Origin of the sequence: Alterluteimonas muca (genome assembly GCF_021191595.1) — a bacterium.
Lineage (GTDB): Bacteria > Pseudomonadota > Gammaproteobacteria > Xanthomonadales > Xanthomonadaceae > Luteimonas > Luteimonas muca.
The window spans coordinates 102,767-117,826 of record NZ_JAIWPS010000012.1; the positions used below are offsets into that span (position 1 = coordinate 102,767).

The following is a 15,060-nucleotide window of genomic DNA, read 5'->3' on the forward strand; positions in this document are numbered from 1 at the left end:
AATCCCCTTTCAATTGTCATTGAGCGCAATCGAAGCCGGCCGCTCCAGCCAGCCGCCCGCGCCATCCGGCACAAGTTCCACCAGTTCCACGCGATCTTCGGCAACCGAAGTCACGCGGCCATCGTTCTGGCCCACGTAGTCCCCTGCGCGGACCCGGTGGGTCACCTTGTCCGGTGCCATCAACAGTGCCACCAGCCCGCTGCCGCGACCGATCGTGCCGACCATGTCGATGCTGTCGAGCGGGAATTCCTCGAGCGGCTGCTTGCGGCGATTGGAATCCGGCCGCGGCCCGCTGCCCCCGCTGTCCGAGGTGAAGGCATCGCTGAAGGGATCGCGCAGGCCCTGCGCGGCGTATTCGAAGGTCTCGAACTGCTGCATCACCGGCAACGGATCCAGCGGCGGCGCCGGGCGCGCCTGCACGTCGGCGACCCATTCCTCGAGATTGGGCGCATCGCCGGGCGAGCTGGTGATGTCGCGGCCGCACGCGGCCAGCGACATGGCAACGGCGGCGATCGCGAATGCGCGTCCGGCGGTAGTCAACGACTTCTGCATCAGCGGCTCCCCCCTGCGTTCGCTGCCGCAGCGGCGTTGGATTCCTGCTCCGCGGTTTCTTCCTCGTCGAGGTAGCGATATGTCTTGACCGTGCCCGCCAGCTCCAGCTGCCCGCCCGGGCGGATGGCAGTGCCATCGCGCGGCCTCAGCGAGATGTCGTGCATGGTCATGATCACCACGCGCGGCAGCGAGGCCACGCCGCTGACGAAGGCACCGAACTGGTGGTAGCTGCCCTGCATGCGCAGCGCGATCGGCTTCTCCGCGTAGAACTCCTGCGGCGACTCCGGACCCGGCTGGAACAGGTCGTTCTGGATGCCGGTGGCCAGCGCGGTCTGCGAGATGTCGACGATGAGGTCGGGCATTTCGGTGCGGCTGGGCAGCTGGCGCAGCATCTGCTGCAACTGCTGCTCCATCTGCGCGAGCTGCAGCTTCAGCGGCTCGAGGTTGGCGGCACGGCCCTGCTTGAGGGCGAACTCCTCGCGCTTGGTGACCTCCTGGCCTTCCAGTGCCTGCAGCTCGGTGCGCTTGTCGCGGATCACCAGCCACCACAGCAGTCCGAAGATCAGCAGGCCCATCAGGATGCAGAACCCGATCTTGTACTCGCGCGGCCAGGACCCGGTGTTGTTGAAGTCCAGTTCCTTGAGCGACATCTTGCGCTTCTGGCTCACGGGGCGGCTCCTGCGGTCGGGGCGGCGGCATCGGCCGGGGCGGCTTCGGTATCGATGCCATCGGCGTCGTCGTCACGCGCACTGGGGTTGGCCAGCGTCACCACCAGGGTGAAGGCATACGGCAGGCCGGTATTCGACACGCCACCCTCTGCGGGACGCGCCTCGATGATCGACAGCTCCGGACGGGTCATCCAGCCCGAGCTTTCGAGGTTGCGCATGTAGGTACTGACGCGTGCGTTGGACTGCGAGCGGCCTTCCAGGGTCAGGCGCTCGCCCTCCTGCTTGAGCGAGGTCAGCATCACGCCGTCCGGGATCGTGCGCACCAGCGAGTCGAACAGGTGCACCATCTGCGAGCGGCTGGCCTGCAGCTTCTCGATGACTTCCTTGCGTGCCAGCAGGCGAGCCTTCTGGCGGTCGAGTTCGTCGATCTCGGTGATCTTCTGCTCGACCTGCGCGATCTGCTGGTCGAGGTAGGCGTTGCGCGCCTGCTGACCTTCGATCTGCGCGTTGTAATACATGTTCACCAGGAACCACAGCACGACACCGGCCAGTGCGGCCAGGCCGAGCATGACGCCGAACTCCTTCTGACGCTGCTTGCGGCGTTCGGCGCGCCAGGGCAGCAGGTTGATCCGCGCCATCAGTCGAAGCTCCTCAGGGCCAGGCCACAGGCGATCATCAGCGCGGGGGCGTCCTGGGCCAGCGCATGCGCCTGCACGCGCGGACCCAGCGTCATCTGCGCCAGCGGGTTGGCGACAACGGTCTGCACGCCCAGCTGCTCCTCGACCATCTCCGGCACCCCTGCGATCGACGCGCAGCCACCGGCCAGCACCACGTGGTCGACGCGGTTGAATTCGCTGCCGGCGTAGAAGAACTGCAGCAGGCGGCTGATCTGCTGCACCAGCGCTTCCTTGAAGGGTTCCAGCACCTCGATCTCGTAGCTCTCGGGCAGGCCGCCCTGGCGCTTGGCCAGGCCCGCTTCCTCGTAGCTGAGGCCATAACGGCGCATCACCTCGTCGGTGAGCTGCTTACCACCGAAGACCTGCTCGCGGGTGTAGAGGCTGCGCCCGCCGCGCAGGATGTTGAGGGTGGTCATCGTCGCGCCGACATCGACCAGCGCGACGATGCCGTCGTGCGCGGCGTTGAGGCCGCCCGCCAGCAGCGCGTAGGCGTTCTCGATCGCGAATGCCTCGACGTCCATCACCTTGGCGGTGAGGCCGCCCAGCTCCAGCGCCGAGGCACGCATCTCCACGTTCTCCGAACGCGAGGCCGCGAGCAGCACGTTGACCATCTCGGGATTGCCGGGCACCGGCCCGAGCACCTCGAAGTCGAGGTTCACTTCATCGATGGGGTACGGGATGTAGTTGATGGCCTCCAGCTCGACGGCCGATTCCATCTCGTCCTCGTCGAGCTCGGCGGGCATCGGGATCGTCTTGGTGATCACCGCCGAACCGGCCACGGCCGCCGCGGCATGCTTCGCCTTCGAACCCGAGCGCGACATCGCGCGGCGGATGGCATCGCCCACCGCCTCGACCTCGACGATGTTCTTCTCCACCACCGCGTTGGGCGGCAATGGCTCGACCGCATAGTGCTCGACCCGGTAGCGCTCTCCCGAGCGCGACAGCTGCAGCAGCTTGACCGCAGTCGAACTGATATCGACGCCCACGAGTGGCGACTGATTTTTTGTGATGAGCCCCACAGGATTTCCCCTTATGCCACGGGCGCTTGGCTGCGCTACGTGCCCCGGCGCATTAAATAACGGACTTTTCACCCCTTGGCAACACGCGAACCGCGGGACCGTGCCGCAGTGCGCGCTTCCGGCATGCTCCCGACCCGGCTCCCCTGCCGGACCCCATGAAGCGAACCATCCCGCATGTCCGGCGGGCGCCCCCGGCCAACCTCTATACTCCGCGCCCTGACTCAAGGCTACGCTCTTCGCAGGAACCCGTCGATGTCCCGATTCCGCCGCCTGCTGCGCTGGACGCTGATTGCCACCTCGGCAGCCATCGTCCTCGGCGTCCTTGCCGTAGCCACGCTGTACTTCGTCGTCTCCGCGCGGCTGCCGGATGTGCAGAACCTGCGCGACGTGGAGATGCAGGAACCGCTGTACGTGTATGCCAGCGATGGCAGCCTGATGGCGCTGTTCGGCGAGACCCGCCGGTATCCTGTGCGCATCGAGGACGTGCCCGAGCGCATCAAGCAGGCCTTCATCGCGATCGAGGACAACCGCTTCTACGAGCACCACGGCGTGGACTACCGCGGCGTCGGGCGTGCGATCTGGCTGCTGGCCACCACCGACGACCAGCGCGTGCCGGGTGGTTCCACCATCACCCAGCAGGTCGCACGGCAGTTCTTCCTGAGCTCGGAATACAGCTACACGCGCAAGCTCGCCGAGATGCTCCTGGCGATGAAGATGGAGCGCGAGCTCAGCAAGGACGAGATCTTCCAGCTGTATCTCAACAAGAGCTTCTTCGGCAACCGCGCCTACGGCATCGCCGCCGCGGCCGAGTTCTACTACGGCAAGACCCTGGATGCGCTGACGCTGGACGAGGTGGCAACGCTGGCCTCGATCCCGAAGTTCCCGTCCAGCGGCAACCCGGTCACCAATCCGGAGCGCGCGCGCATCCGCCGTGACTACGTGCTGCAGCGCATGCGCGAACTGGGTTTCATCGCCGAAACCGACGAGCGCCTGGCGCAGGCGGCGGAGATGCATGCGCGCCCGCACGAGCGGCCGGTCGAGGTCTACGCGCCCTACGTGGCCGAAATGGTGCGTCAGGAAATGATCGCCCGCTACGGCGGCGACGTGCTGACGCGCGGCTACCACGTCACCACCACCATCGATCCGGAAGCGCAGCTGGCCGCCGACCGTTCGCTGCGCGATGGGCTGCTGGCCTACGACCGCCGGCACGGGTTCTCGAAGCCGGAACAGCAGTTCGAGCTGGCCGACGACGAGGATGCAGCGGCCGCGGCTGGCCGCCTGCGCGGCGTTCCGGCACAGGCCGGGTTGCTGCCGGCAGTGGTATTGCGCAGTAGTGGCGGTACCGTGGATGCGGTGCTGGCCGATGGCAGCACGCTGACCCTCGACGCCGCATCCAGCCGCTGGACCAATCGCGCGCCGTCGGCGCTGGTCTCGCGCGGGGACATGATCCGTGTCCGCCGCATCGAGACCGCGTCCAAGCCCGCGCGCGAAGGCGAGGACGCGCCGCCGCCGGCCATCAGCTGGCAGCTGGCGCAGATCCCGCGCGCGCAGGCCGCGCTGGTGTCGATGGAATACGAGAGCGGCGCGCTGCGTGCGCTGGTCGGTGGTTTCAGCTTCGCGGGCCAGAAGTTCAACCGCGCCACCCAGGCGCGGCGCCAGCCCGGCTCCAGCTTCAAGCCCTTCATCTATGCGGCGGCATTCGAACGTGGCTTCAACCCCGCCTCGGTGGTGCCCGATGCGCCGGTGGTGTTCCGCATGCGCCGTGGCCAGGAATGGCGCCCGCAGAACGACGACGGCAAGTTCGCCGGCCCGATGCGCCTGCGCGAGGCGCTGGTGCGTTCGCGCAACCTGGTGTCGGTGCGCCTGCTCGACACCATCGGCGTCGACTATGCACGCCGCTACATCAGCCATTTCGGTTTTGACGAGTCCGAACTGCCGCCCAACCTGTCGATCTCGCTGGGCACGCCGTCGCTGACGATCATGGAGATCACCCGCGGCTACGCGGCATTCGCCAATGGCGGCTCGCGCGTCACCCCGTGGTTCATCGACGAGGTCCGCGATCGCGACGGCAACGTGGTCTTCAAGGAAGCGCCAGCGCTGGCCTGCCGCGGATGCGGTGCCGACGGCCGCCCGGACACCAGTGCGACCACCTACGTCGTCGACGGCTTCAATCTGGGGCCCGGCCAGGCCCCGGCCACGGCCGGCAACGACGCGGATGCCGACACACCGGTCGCCGCACCCGCGCAACCGCGCGACCCGAATGCCCCGGTCGCCCCACGCGCGATCGACGAACGCGTCGCCTACCAGCTGGTCTCGATGATGCGCGACGTGGTCACGCGCGGCACCGGAACCGCGGCGAAGGTGCTCGAACGCGAGGATATCGGCGGCAAGACGGGCTCCACGAACGAACACCGCGACGCATGGTTCGCCGGCTTCGGCGGGGACCTGGTGACCACGGTGTGGGTCGGCCGCGACGACAACCGTTCGCTGGGATACCGCGAGTACGGCGGGAGGTCCGCGCTGCCGATCTGGATCGACTACATGCGCGTGGCACTCGAGGGCCAGTCGATCGCCCCCAACCTGCCGCCCGCCGGCATGACCCAGGTGGCGGTCAGCGCCAGCGGCCGGCTGATCCCGGGGGGTACCGGTGGCCTGCTGGAGTACATCAAGAACGAGGACCTCGAACGCATGGCCGCCGATGTCTACGACTCCTACGAGGACACCATGCCGGGCGAAGAGGCCTTCGACATCTTCTGAGCCCGGCAATGCTGGGCTCTTCACCCGCCCATCCCTTAGAGTGGGCCGCCCCGGACCCGGGAGTCGCCCATGCACCGCGCACGGCAGCGTGCCGAGACCCGCACCCGCGAGTGGCGCCATCGTCTCGCCCATGAGGCGGCGCGGCTGATGGCCGAGAGCGGCATCCGCGACTACCACCAGGCGAAGCTCAAGGCCGCGCAGCGGCTGGGCATCGATGACGAGGCCGCCCTGCCCCGCAACCACGAGATCGAGGCTGCGCTGCGCGAATACCAGCGCCTGTTCCAGGCCGACGACCAGGCCTCGGCGTTGCGCGAAAGGCGCGAAGCGGCATTGAAGGCGCTGGAATTCTTCGCGCCGTTCCAGCCGCGACTGGTGGGGCCGGTGCTGGAGGGCACCGCGGACCAGAACTCGCCGGTGCAGCTGCAGCTGTTCGCCGACGATCCGGACGCGGTCACCCGCTATCTCGACGAGCACGGCATCCCCGCGGAGGGGCGCACCCGGCGCATGCGCATGGACCGCGAGCGCAGCGAAGTGGTGCCGCTGTGGATCTTCAGCGTCGACGGCGTGGGCTTCGACCTGACGGTGCTGTCGCCGCTGGCGTTGCGCCAGGCGCCGTTGTCGGGCGTCGACGAGCGGCCGATGCGGCGCGCATCGCTGGCCCAGCTCGTGCAGCTGCTGGCCGAGGACGAGATCGCCGGCTACGACGGCTCCGCGCCACCGCGTTGAAAGGCCGCGGCACCCACCACAGTCGGGCCGGCCAGCCCGAACACATTGAGTTCGATGGCCACGAACGCGGCAAGCCACAGACTGGCGTCCCATGCGTCGAGCCAGGCCTCATCCACGCCGGCGGCGGCCTGGAACCACCAGGCGAGTGCGAAAGCGGCAAGCGCCACGTACAGACACCATGCCAGCGCGCGCCGCATGCGGTGGAGATACGCCCGCCCCGTGGGGATACGCAGCTCCAGTTCCAGCGCCAGCACGACGGCAAGCCAGGTGCAGGCGTTGGCGAAGTCCAGTCGCTCGCCATCGAGGCCGTAGTCGATGCAGGCCCACACCACCGCCAGCCCGGCCAGGGCACGCAGCAGCCGCACCAGCGGACGCGACCAGAACGGCAACCGCCAGTCGCCGGTCTCCCATTCGAACAGCAGCAGCAACAGCACCCAGGCGGCGGTGTCGACCGTCTCCGTCGACGTGCCCGATGCCGCATACAGCGCCACATTGGCCGCCAGCAGCGAATAGATCGCCCATTTGAAAAGCACGAAGCCGCGGACCTGCCGCGGCTTCGTCGCACCGGCGCGGGCGCCGGACATCACCCGGTCAGCGCTGGTCCGCCGCCACATAGTCGCGGACGTCGGAACCGGTATAGATCTGCCGCGGACGGCCGATCTTCGCTTCCGGATCCACCTGCTGCTCCAGCCAGTGCGCCACCCAGCCGGCGGTGCGGCCGATGGCGAACATGACGGTGAACATCTCGGTCGGGATCTTCAGCGCCTTGTAGATGATGCCGCTGTAGAAGTCGACGTTCGGATACAGCTTGCGCTGCACGAAGTACTCGTCCTTCAGCGCCGCCTCCTCGAGCTTCATCGCGATCTCCAGCAACGGATCGTCGATGTCGAGTTCTTCCAGAACCTTGTGCGTCATCTCGCGGATGATCTTCGCGCGCGGATCGAAGTTCTTGTAGACGCGGTGGCCGAAGCCCATCAGGCGGAAGCCCGAGTTCCTGTCCTTGGCCTTTGCGATCGCACTGTCGACGTTGTCGGGAGAACCGATCTCCTCGAGCATCTTCAGCACCGCCTCGTTGGCGCCGCCATGCGCGGGGCCCCACAGCGCGGTGATGCCCGCGGCAACCGATGCGTACGGGTTCGCGCCGGTCGAGCCGACCAGGCGCACCGTCGAGGTCGAGGCATTCTGCTCGTGGTCGGCATGCAGGATCAGCAACAGGTCCAGCGCCTTGGCGACGACCGGGTTCAGTTCCAGCGGCTCGCTCGGCACCTCGAACATCATGTGCAGGAAGCGGCTGACGTAATCGAGGTTGTTGCGCGGGTAGCGCACCGGCCAGCCGATCGAGTAGCGATACGCAGCGGCGGCCAGCGTCGGCATCTTCGCCAGCAGGCGGATGGCGGCCAGGCGGCGCTGCTCGGGATCGTTGAGGTCGAGGGTGTCGTGATAGAAAGCCGACATCGCCGCCACCGAGCTCGACAGCATCGCCATCGGGTGCGCGTCGTGGCGGAAGCCGTGGAAGAAGTTCTTCAGCGACTCGTGCATCATCGTGTGATGCGTGACCTCGTGCTCGAAGCGCGAGAACTCGTCGGCCGTCGGCAGCTCTCCGTTCATCAGCAGGTACGCGACTTCGAGGAAGCTCGACTTCTCGGCGAGCTGCTCGATCGGGTAACCGCGATACAGGAGCACGCCGTTGTCGCCGTCGATGTAGGTGATCGCGGACTTGCACGAGGCGGTCGCGGTGAAGCCCGAGTCGTAGGTGAAGCAGCCGGTTTCCTTGGGCAGCTTCGAGATATCGATGCAGGGATTGCCGAGGGTGCCGGTGAGCACCGGCAGGGTCACCGACTTGTCGCCGGCGCTCAGCGTGACCTGGTCAAATTCCGACACAGCGCACTCCTTTCAGGGTCGTGGCCAGACGCGGCAGGGCGCGGCGTCGCGGCACGTGATGCAGGGGAACCGCGGCGAGGCCACGGGGCTGGCGATTATCGCATACCCGTACGTAGGGACGGGCCGGACATTGGTCGCATGGTCACATGCGCACAAACGCCAACGGCCGCCTCGAGGGCAGCCGTCGGGAAAACCTGGATCAGCGTTGCGGGAGCGCGAAGGCTCCTGCGCTGTCGCCCGCCGTGGCGGGCCGCCGCGTTACTTGGCGTAGCGCTTGCGGAACTTGTCGACGCGGCCGCTGGTATCCATGATCTTGTTCTGACCCGTGTAGAACGGGTGCGAGGCCGAGGAGACCTCGACCTTGATCAGCGGATACTCGTTGCCGTCTTCCCACTTGACCGTCTCCTTGGAGGTGGCGGCCATGGTGGAACGGGTCAGAATGCGGAAATCGGACGTCACGTCCTGGAACACGACGTCGCGGTAATCGGGATGGATGTCGGCCTTCATGGCGGCACACCGGAATAGCTGGAAGCCGCCCATTGTATGCGCCCTCGCGGGCGCGTGCAATCCTTCCGCGGTCTTCAGCCGACGGCCAGCGCGTCGCGCATCATCGCCTGGAACGCGGGTGGGTCGTAGCGCAGCATGATGCGGGCGTTGTCGACCCCGCCCTCCTGGCGCTGCCAGTCCACCACGGTGACGCCACGCGTGAGCCGCCCGGCAAGCTCGACGGCCACCGGCCGCTCCGCCCACTCGAGCACGTGGTCAGGGCGCAGCGCGCAGGCCATCGCCAGCGCGTCGGCCGCGTGCCAAAGGTCACCGCGGCTATCCTCCGACCACAGCCGGGTCTGCCGGGAAATGCCTTCGTAGAACGTTGCCCGTGCCGACCCGCAGGCCAGCCACTGCTCGGCCTCGGCGTGCGGAAAGCCGTGTGCCACGGTGGCTTCCCAGTCCACCAGCTCGAAGCGCGGGAATGCGGCGAATACCAGGTGCGCCGCTTCCGGATCGAAGGCGATATTGAATTCGGCCGCCGGGGTGATGTTGCCGTGCGCACTGACCGCGCCTCCCATCACCACGAAGCGCCCGACCCGCTGCGGCAGCGTCGGGTCCAGCTTGAGGGCCAGCGCGATATTGGTCAGCGGGCCCAGCGCGACCAGCAGCAGGCGTCCGGCGTAGGCATGCGACAGGCGCAGGATCGCGAGCGCGGCGTGTTCGCCTTCGGGCTGGCGGGTCGCCGGTGCGTAGGCGGTGTCGCCGAAGCCGTCGCGGCCGTGCACATAGCCGGCATCGCGTGCGGGGTGCAGCAGTGGGGCGTCGGCGCCGGCGAACACCGGCACGTCGAGGCCGCACACCTCGACCAGCTTCAGCGCATTGGCTGTCGTGTGCTGCAGGCCGACGTTGCCGGCGGTCACGGTGAGCCCGACCACATGATGGTCGGGGGCGTTGAAGGCCATCAGCAGGGCCAGGGCGTCGTCGACGCCGGGATCGGTATCGATCAGCAGGGGGGTACGGTCGTCCATCGGCGGATTATCACCGCAAGCGGATGCACTGCACGTCATGCCGACGCATAGCGCGAGGCACCACCGATCCAGCGTTCGACCAGGCGGTCGGCAAGCGTGGGCGCGGCCGCCTGCAGATGCTCGGCGATGGCATGCACCTGCGGCAGCAGCGCCGCATCGCGCACGAGGTCGGCGACCCGGAACCCCGCGATGCCGGTCTGGCGGGTGCCGAGCAGCTCGCCCGGCCCACGCAGCTCCAGGTCACGCTCGGCAATCACGAAGCCGTCGCTGGTCTCGCGCATGGTCGCCAGCCGTTGCCGCGCCAGCATCGACAATGGCGGCTGGTACAGCAGCACGCAGGTCGACGCGGCGGCGCCGCGCCCCACCCGCCCGCGCAGCTGGTGGAGCTGCGCCAGGCCCAGCCGCTCGGCGTTCTCGACGATCATCAGCGATGCGTTGGGCACGTCCACGCCGACCTCGATCACCGTGGTCGCCACCAGCAGGCCGAGCGCACCTTCCTTGAAGGCGCGCATGACCGCCTGCTTCTCCGCAGGCTTCATCCGCCCGTGCACCAGCCCGACCTCGATTCCCGGCAGCGCATCGCGCAGGGCCTCGAACGTGCTCTGCGCGGCCTGCGCCACCACCTCGTCACTGTCGTCGATCAACGTGCACACCCAGTACGCCTGCCGCCCTTCGGAACAGGCGGCACGGATGCGTTGCACCAGTTCCGGTCGGCGCTCACCGCTCAGCACCACGGTCTGCACCGGCGTGCGGCCGGGCGGCAGCTCGTCGATCGCCGACACGTCGAGGTCCGCGTAGGCCGACATCGCCAGCGTGCGCGGGATCGGCGTGGCGGTCATCACCAGCTGGTGCGGCACCAGTCCGCCATCGCCGCCCTTGTCGCGCAGTGCAAGACGCTGGTGCACGCCGAAGCGGTGCTGTTCGTCGACGATCGCAAGGCCGAGGCGATGGAAGCTCACGCCTTCCTGCATCAGCGCATGGGTGCCGACGACGAGCTGGGCGCGGCCATCGGCGATTGCCTCCAGCGCGCGCGACCGTGCCCGTCCGGTCACCTTGCCGGCCAGCCATGCCACTTCGATGCCGAGCGGCTGCAGCCAGCCACGCAGGCTGACGTAGTGCTGTTCGGCCAGCAGTTCGGTGGGTGCGGCCAGCGCGGCCTGGGTGCCGGCCTCGATGGCCTGCAGCGCGGCAAGGGCCGCGACGACCGTCTTGCCGGAACCGACGTCACCCTGCACCAGCCGCAACATCGGCCGCGGACGGCGCAGGTCTTCGCGGATCCGAGCGAACACGCGTTCCTGCGCACCGGTCAGCGCGAATGGCAGTGTTGCAAGCAGGCGTTCGACGAGCTCGCCGCGGCCATCGCATACCGGCGCGCCATGGCGCTGCAGCGCGATGCGCTGGCGTCGCAGGCTGAGATGGTGGGCCAGCAGTTCCTCGATCGCCAGGCGTTGCTGCGCCGGATGGGTGCCGGCCGACAGTGCGGCGAGGTCGGTATCGCGCGGCGGCCGGTGCACGGTCAGCAATGCATCGCGCAGGCCCGGCACGCTGCCGCGCAGGGTGGCCGGCAGCAGTTCGAGCACCGCGTCAGGCGGCAGGCGCTCCAGCGCCTGGCGGATCAGTTTGCGCAGCACCGCCGGCCCCACGCCCTCGACCTGCGGATACACCGGTTCCAGGTCCGCATCGAGCACGCCGGCCTCGCCGTTGTCGATCACCCGGTAGCTCGGATGCACGATCTCCAAGCCGTGCTGGCCCGGCCGCGGGGTGCCGTAGGCGCGCACCCGCGTGCCGACCGCGAATTGCGCGACCTGGGCGGCGCGGAAATGGAAGAAACGCAATACCAGGGTGGCGCGCGAGCCGTCGCCGAGCGCCACGCGCAGCAGCGGGCGATAACGGAAACCCCGCTCGACCGCCTCGACCAGGCCCTCGACCTGCGCCGGCACCCCCGCCTGCAGCTGGGCGATCGGCGTCAGCCGGGTGCGGTCCTCGTACTGGCGCGGCAGGTGCAGCCACAGGTCCTGCAGGGTCACGATGCCGCGCGCCGCGAGCTTCTCCGCGGTGCGTGCGCCGACCCCGGCGAGCACGGTCAGCGGGATGTGCGCGGGGTCGGCCTCGTGTGCTGCGGGCACGTTGAAAACCGGTCAGGTGGCCTGGCGCAGCACCAGGATCGCATCGACCTCGAAGGCCGCATCCTTGGGCAGCGCGGAGACCTCGATCGTCGAACGGGCGGGATACGGCGCCGCGAACACCTCGGCCATCACCGCGTTGACGGCGGCGAAGTCGCCGAGGTCGGTCAGGTACAGCCCGACGCGCACGACATCATCGAGGCCGCCGCCGGCCGCCGCGCACACCGCGCGCAGGTTGGCGAACGCCTGGCGTGCCTGCGCCTCGATGCCGCCGTCGACCAGATTGCCGGTGGCCGGATCGAGCGGAATCTGCCCGGACACGAACACGGTGTCGCCGGCGCGCGTGGCCTGCGAATAGGGGCCGATGGCGGCGGGAGCGTGCTCGGTGCTGACGGGGATGCGGGGCATGGTGTCTTCCACGAAAGGTGACAGCGGATTCTAACCGCCGCCCGCGCCGCGGCCGCCAGGCACCCGGCTAGAGTCGCTGCACCCCGTGCACCACGTTGAGCCTGCGGATCCTGCGGATCACGTCGGCCAGGTGCTTGCGCCCGCGCACCTCGATCGAGAAGCGGATCGCCGCGACGTTGCTGTCGCGTTCCAGGTATTCCACGCCATCGATGTTGGAATCCACCTGCGCCACCGCCGCCGCCACCTGGGCGAGCACGCCGGGGCGGTTCGCCACCTCGATGCGCAGGGCCACGCTGAAGTCCCCCGAAACCTCGCGGTCCCAGCCGATGTCGACCCAGCGCTCGGGCGACTTGCGGTAGTCGGTGATGTTCGGACACTCGATCCGGTGCACCACGATGCCCTTGCCGGCGGTGTGGTAGCCCATGATCTCGTCGCCGGGAATGGGCATGCAGCAGTTGGCAAAGGTGATCACCCCGCGCTCGCTGCCGGTGATCAGGATCTTCTCGAAGTGGCGCGCACCGTCGCGGCCACCCTGCCCGCCCGACTGCGCCAGCGCATGCGCGACCTGCGACGGCATCCGGTTGCCCAGCGCGATATCGGCCAGCAGCGCCTCCAGCCGCGGGTGGCGCGACTCGCCCAGGTACGCTTCCAGCCGCGCCTGCGGCACGCGCTCGAGCGAACTGCCGAGATCCTCCAGCGCACGGTCGAGCATGCGATGGCCGAGCTGCACCGCATCCTCGTGTTCGAGCTGCTTGAGCTGCTGGCGGATCGCGGTGCGCGCCTTGCTGGTGACCACGAATTCCAGCCACTGCGGCTTGGGCAGCGCCGAGCGCGCGGTGATGATCTCGGTCTGCTGCCCGCTGACCAGTTTGGTGCGCAGCGGCACCAGCTTGCGGTCGACACGTGCGGCGACCGCGTGGTTGCCGACGTCGGTGTGCACCGCATACGCAAAGTCCAGCGCTGTGGCATTGCGCGGCAGCGAGAGGATGTCGCCCTTCGGGGTGAACAGGTAGACCTCGTCAGGGAACAGGTCGACCTTGACGTTCTCGAGGAACTCCAGCGATGAACCGGTGGCGCGCTGCGACTCCAGCAGGTTGGCGATCCACGAGTGCGCGCGGGTCTGTGCGCTGGTGGGTGCGCCGCCATGCTTGTACGCCCAGTGCGCGGCGATACCGCGCTCGGCGATGAGGTCCATCTCCTCGGTGCGGATCTGCACCTCGATCGGCGAACCGTACGGCCCGAACAGCACCGTGTGCAGCGACTGGTAACCGTTGGCCTTGGGGATCGCGATGAAGTCGCGGAAGCGGCCGTCGAGTGGCTTGTAGACCGAATGCGCCACGCCGAGCGCGTGGTAGCAGTCGGCGACCGAGCGCACGATCACGCGGAAGCCGAACACGTCCATCACCTGGTCGAAGGTCTTTCCCTCACCCTGCATCTTGTTGTAGATGCTCCAGGGCGACTTCACCCGGCTCACCAGCCGGTACTCGAGACCTTCGTTGGCCAGGCGCTGCGCCAGCTGCGCCTCGATCGTCGACAACGCCTCGCGACGCACCAGCGGCTGTGCGTTGATGCGCTTGCGCAGCACCGAGTGGCGCATCGGATGCAGCGCGCTGAACCCGAGGTCCTGCAGTTCCGACTTGATCAGGTTCATGCCCAGGCGCTGGGCGATGGGCGCGTACACCTCGAGCGTCTCGCGGGCGATGCGCTCGCGCGCGGCCGTCGACTGCGCGCCCAACGTGCGCATGTTGTGCAGGCGATCGGCAAGCTTGATCAGGATGACGCGCAGGTCGCGCGCCATCGCCAGCATCATCTTGCGGAAGCTCTCGGCGGCCGCTTCCTGGCGGTTGCTGAACTGCAGTTTGTCGAGCTTGGTAACGCCGTCCACGAGTTCCGCCACCTGCTCGCCGAACTCGTCGGCAAGCTCGGCGCGCGTCAGCGGCGTGTCCTCGATGGTGTCGTGCAGGATCGCCGCCACCAGGGTCTCGAGGTCGACGTTCTGCTCGGCCAGCACCACCGCAACCGCGACCGGATGGGTGATGTAGGGTTCGCCTGACTTGCGGAACTGGCCCTCGTGCGCCTGCGCGCCGACCGCCCAGGCGCGACGCAGCACCTGCCGCTGGGCGGCATCGAGATACGGCACCGCGCGTTCGAGCACGCGCATGTATTCCGGAACGGCGTCGTCTGGCGGCACCGCGACCGGGGCAGCGTGGCTGGAAACCGGGGACATCATCGAGGAAGCCTAGGCGAAAAGCCGGTAAATGGGGAAGCCTCGGCACATCGCGCACGCGCGGGATCCGATGATCGCGACAGGACGCCAGAACGCGAACGGCCCCGCTTTCGCGGAGCCGTCCCGGTCGACCAGTGGGTCCGGCGTTACCGGACGGCCATGATCAGAGATCGTCGCCCTTGGCGAGATCCTCGTCGGCCACCACTTCGGCGGCGGCCCATTCCAGCGCCTCGCGCTCCTTGCGCTCGCGCTCGGCCTTGTCGACGGCCTCGATGTAGTCGTTGTCGATGCGACGCGCGGCGATCTCGCGCAGGGCGAGCACCGTCGGCTTGTCGTCGTTCTCGCGGTTGTCCAGCTGCGACTCGACGCCGTTGGCCAGCTGGCGCGCGCGCTTGGCGGCCATCATGACCAGTTCGAAACGGTTGTCGACCACCTGCAGGCAGTCTTCGACGGTAATGCGCGCCATGGGGGCTCCCGGCGACCGCGCGGGCCGCTCGTTCAATGG

The 15,060-nt window shown here is 68.3% G+C and carries 14 protein-coding genes; 2 read left to right on the plus strand and 12 right to left on the minus strand.

The window, feature by feature from the left end; all coding sequences use genetic code 11:
* Positions 1 to 9: 9 nt before the first annotated feature.
* From LDO11_RS13490 to LDO11_RS13505, 4 genes are read right to left on the minus strand one after another with little or no spacing between them, the layout of a single operon-like run.
* Entirely contained in the window at positions 10 to 498 is a 489-nt protein-coding gene (locus tag LDO11_RS13490) for a pilus assembly protein PilP (RefSeq protein ID WP_129137187.1), read from the minus strand.
* Positions 499 to 551: 53 nt separating this feature from the next.
* The gene (locus tag LDO11_RS13495; protein WP_232142023.1) at positions 552 to 1,202 is read right to left on the minus strand and encodes a type IV pilus inner membrane component PilO; all 651 of its coding nucleotides are present in this window, start codon (positions 1,200 to 1,202) and stop codon (positions 552 to 554) included.
* Positions 1,203 to 1,216: 14 nt separating this feature from the next.
* Positions 1,217 to 1,858: a PilN domain-containing protein gene (locus tag LDO11_RS13500; RefSeq protein WP_129135210.1), complete on the minus strand. Its 642-nt coding sequence runs from the start codon at positions 1,856 to 1,858 to the stop codon at positions 1,217 to 1,219.
* Positions 1,858 to 2,916, minus strand: a complete 1,059-nt coding sequence (locus LDO11_RS13505) for a type IV pilus assembly protein PilM (RefSeq protein WP_232141998.1) — start codon at positions 2,914 to 2,916, stop codon at positions 1,858 to 1,860. The genes LDO11_RS13500 and LDO11_RS13505 overlap by 1 nt, the downstream gene beginning before the upstream one ends.
* 252 nt (positions 2,917 to 3,168) lie before the next feature.
* On the opposite strand from LDO11_RS13505, the gene LDO11_RS13510 reads away from it, so the two are divergent.
* Both LDO11_RS13510 and LDO11_RS13515 read left to right on the plus strand, forming a co-directional pair.
* On the plus strand, positions 3,169 to 5,673 hold the full coding sequence (locus tag LDO11_RS13510; RefSeq protein ID WP_343226132.1) for a penicillin-binding protein 1A: 2,505 nt from the start codon (positions 3,169 to 3,171) through the stop codon (positions 5,671 to 5,673).
* Between the two features lie 69 nt (positions 5,674 to 5,742).
* Positions 5,743 to 6,399 (plus strand): hypothetical protein, encoded by a 657-nt coding sequence (locus tag LDO11_RS13515; RefSeq protein ID WP_232141999.1) that lies wholly within the window; start codon positions 5,743 to 5,745, stop codon positions 6,397 to 6,399.
* Here the strand turns inward: LDO11_RS13515 and LDO11_RS13520 are convergent.
* From LDO11_RS13520 to rpoZ, 8 genes are all read right to left on the minus strand, one after another.
* Positions 6,372 to 6,983, minus strand: a complete 612-nt coding sequence (locus LDO11_RS13520; RefSeq protein WP_232142000.1) for a hypothetical protein — start codon at positions 6,981 to 6,983, stop codon at positions 6,372 to 6,374. The genes LDO11_RS13515 and LDO11_RS13520 overlap by 28 nt on opposite strands.
* A 7-nt stretch (positions 6,984 to 6,990) precedes the next feature.
* Positions 6,991 to 8,280, minus strand: a complete 1,290-nt coding sequence (locus tag LDO11_RS13525; protein ID WP_129135205.1) for a citrate synthase — start codon at positions 8,278 to 8,280, stop codon at positions 6,991 to 6,993.
* A 258-nt stretch (positions 8,281 to 8,538) separates the two neighbouring features.
* A complete protein-coding gene (locus LDO11_RS13530; RefSeq protein ID WP_129135204.1) occupies positions 8,539 to 8,787 on the minus strand; it encodes a type B 50S ribosomal protein L31 in 249 nt (82 codons plus the stop codon).
* Positions 8,788 to 8,861: 74 nt separating this feature from the next.
* Positions 8,862 to 9,797 carry a nucleoside hydrolase gene (locus LDO11_RS13535; protein ID WP_232142001.1) on the minus strand — a complete coding sequence of 312 codons (936 nt, stop codon included), beginning with the start codon at positions 9,795 to 9,797 and terminating at the stop codon, positions 8,862 to 8,864.
* A 35-nt stretch (positions 9,798 to 9,832) separates the two neighbouring features.
* Positions 9,833 to 11,923 carry an ATP-dependent DNA helicase RecG gene (recG, locus tag LDO11_RS13540; protein ID WP_232142002.1) on the minus strand — a complete coding sequence of 697 codons (2,091 nt, stop codon included), beginning with the start codon at positions 11,921 to 11,923 and terminating at the stop codon, positions 9,833 to 9,835.
* 12 nt (positions 11,924 to 11,935) lie between these two features.
* Complete coding sequence (locus LDO11_RS13545; RefSeq protein WP_129135201.1) at positions 11,936 to 12,328, minus strand: RidA family protein; 393 nt, start codon at positions 12,326 to 12,328, stop codon at positions 11,936 to 11,938.
* Positions 12,329 to 12,395: 67 nt separating this feature from the next.
* Positions 12,396 to 14,555 (minus strand): RelA/SpoT family protein, encoded by a 2,160-nt coding sequence (locus LDO11_RS13550; RefSeq protein WP_232142025.1) that lies wholly within the window; start codon positions 14,553 to 14,555, stop codon positions 12,396 to 12,398.
* A 163-nt stretch (positions 14,556 to 14,718) separates the two neighbouring features.
* A complete protein-coding gene (gene rpoZ / locus LDO11_RS13555) occupies positions 14,719 to 15,021 on the minus strand; it encodes a DNA-directed RNA polymerase subunit omega (protein WP_100323664.1) in 303 nt (100 codons plus the stop codon).
* Between the last annotated feature and the right edge of the window lie 39 nt (positions 15,022 to 15,060).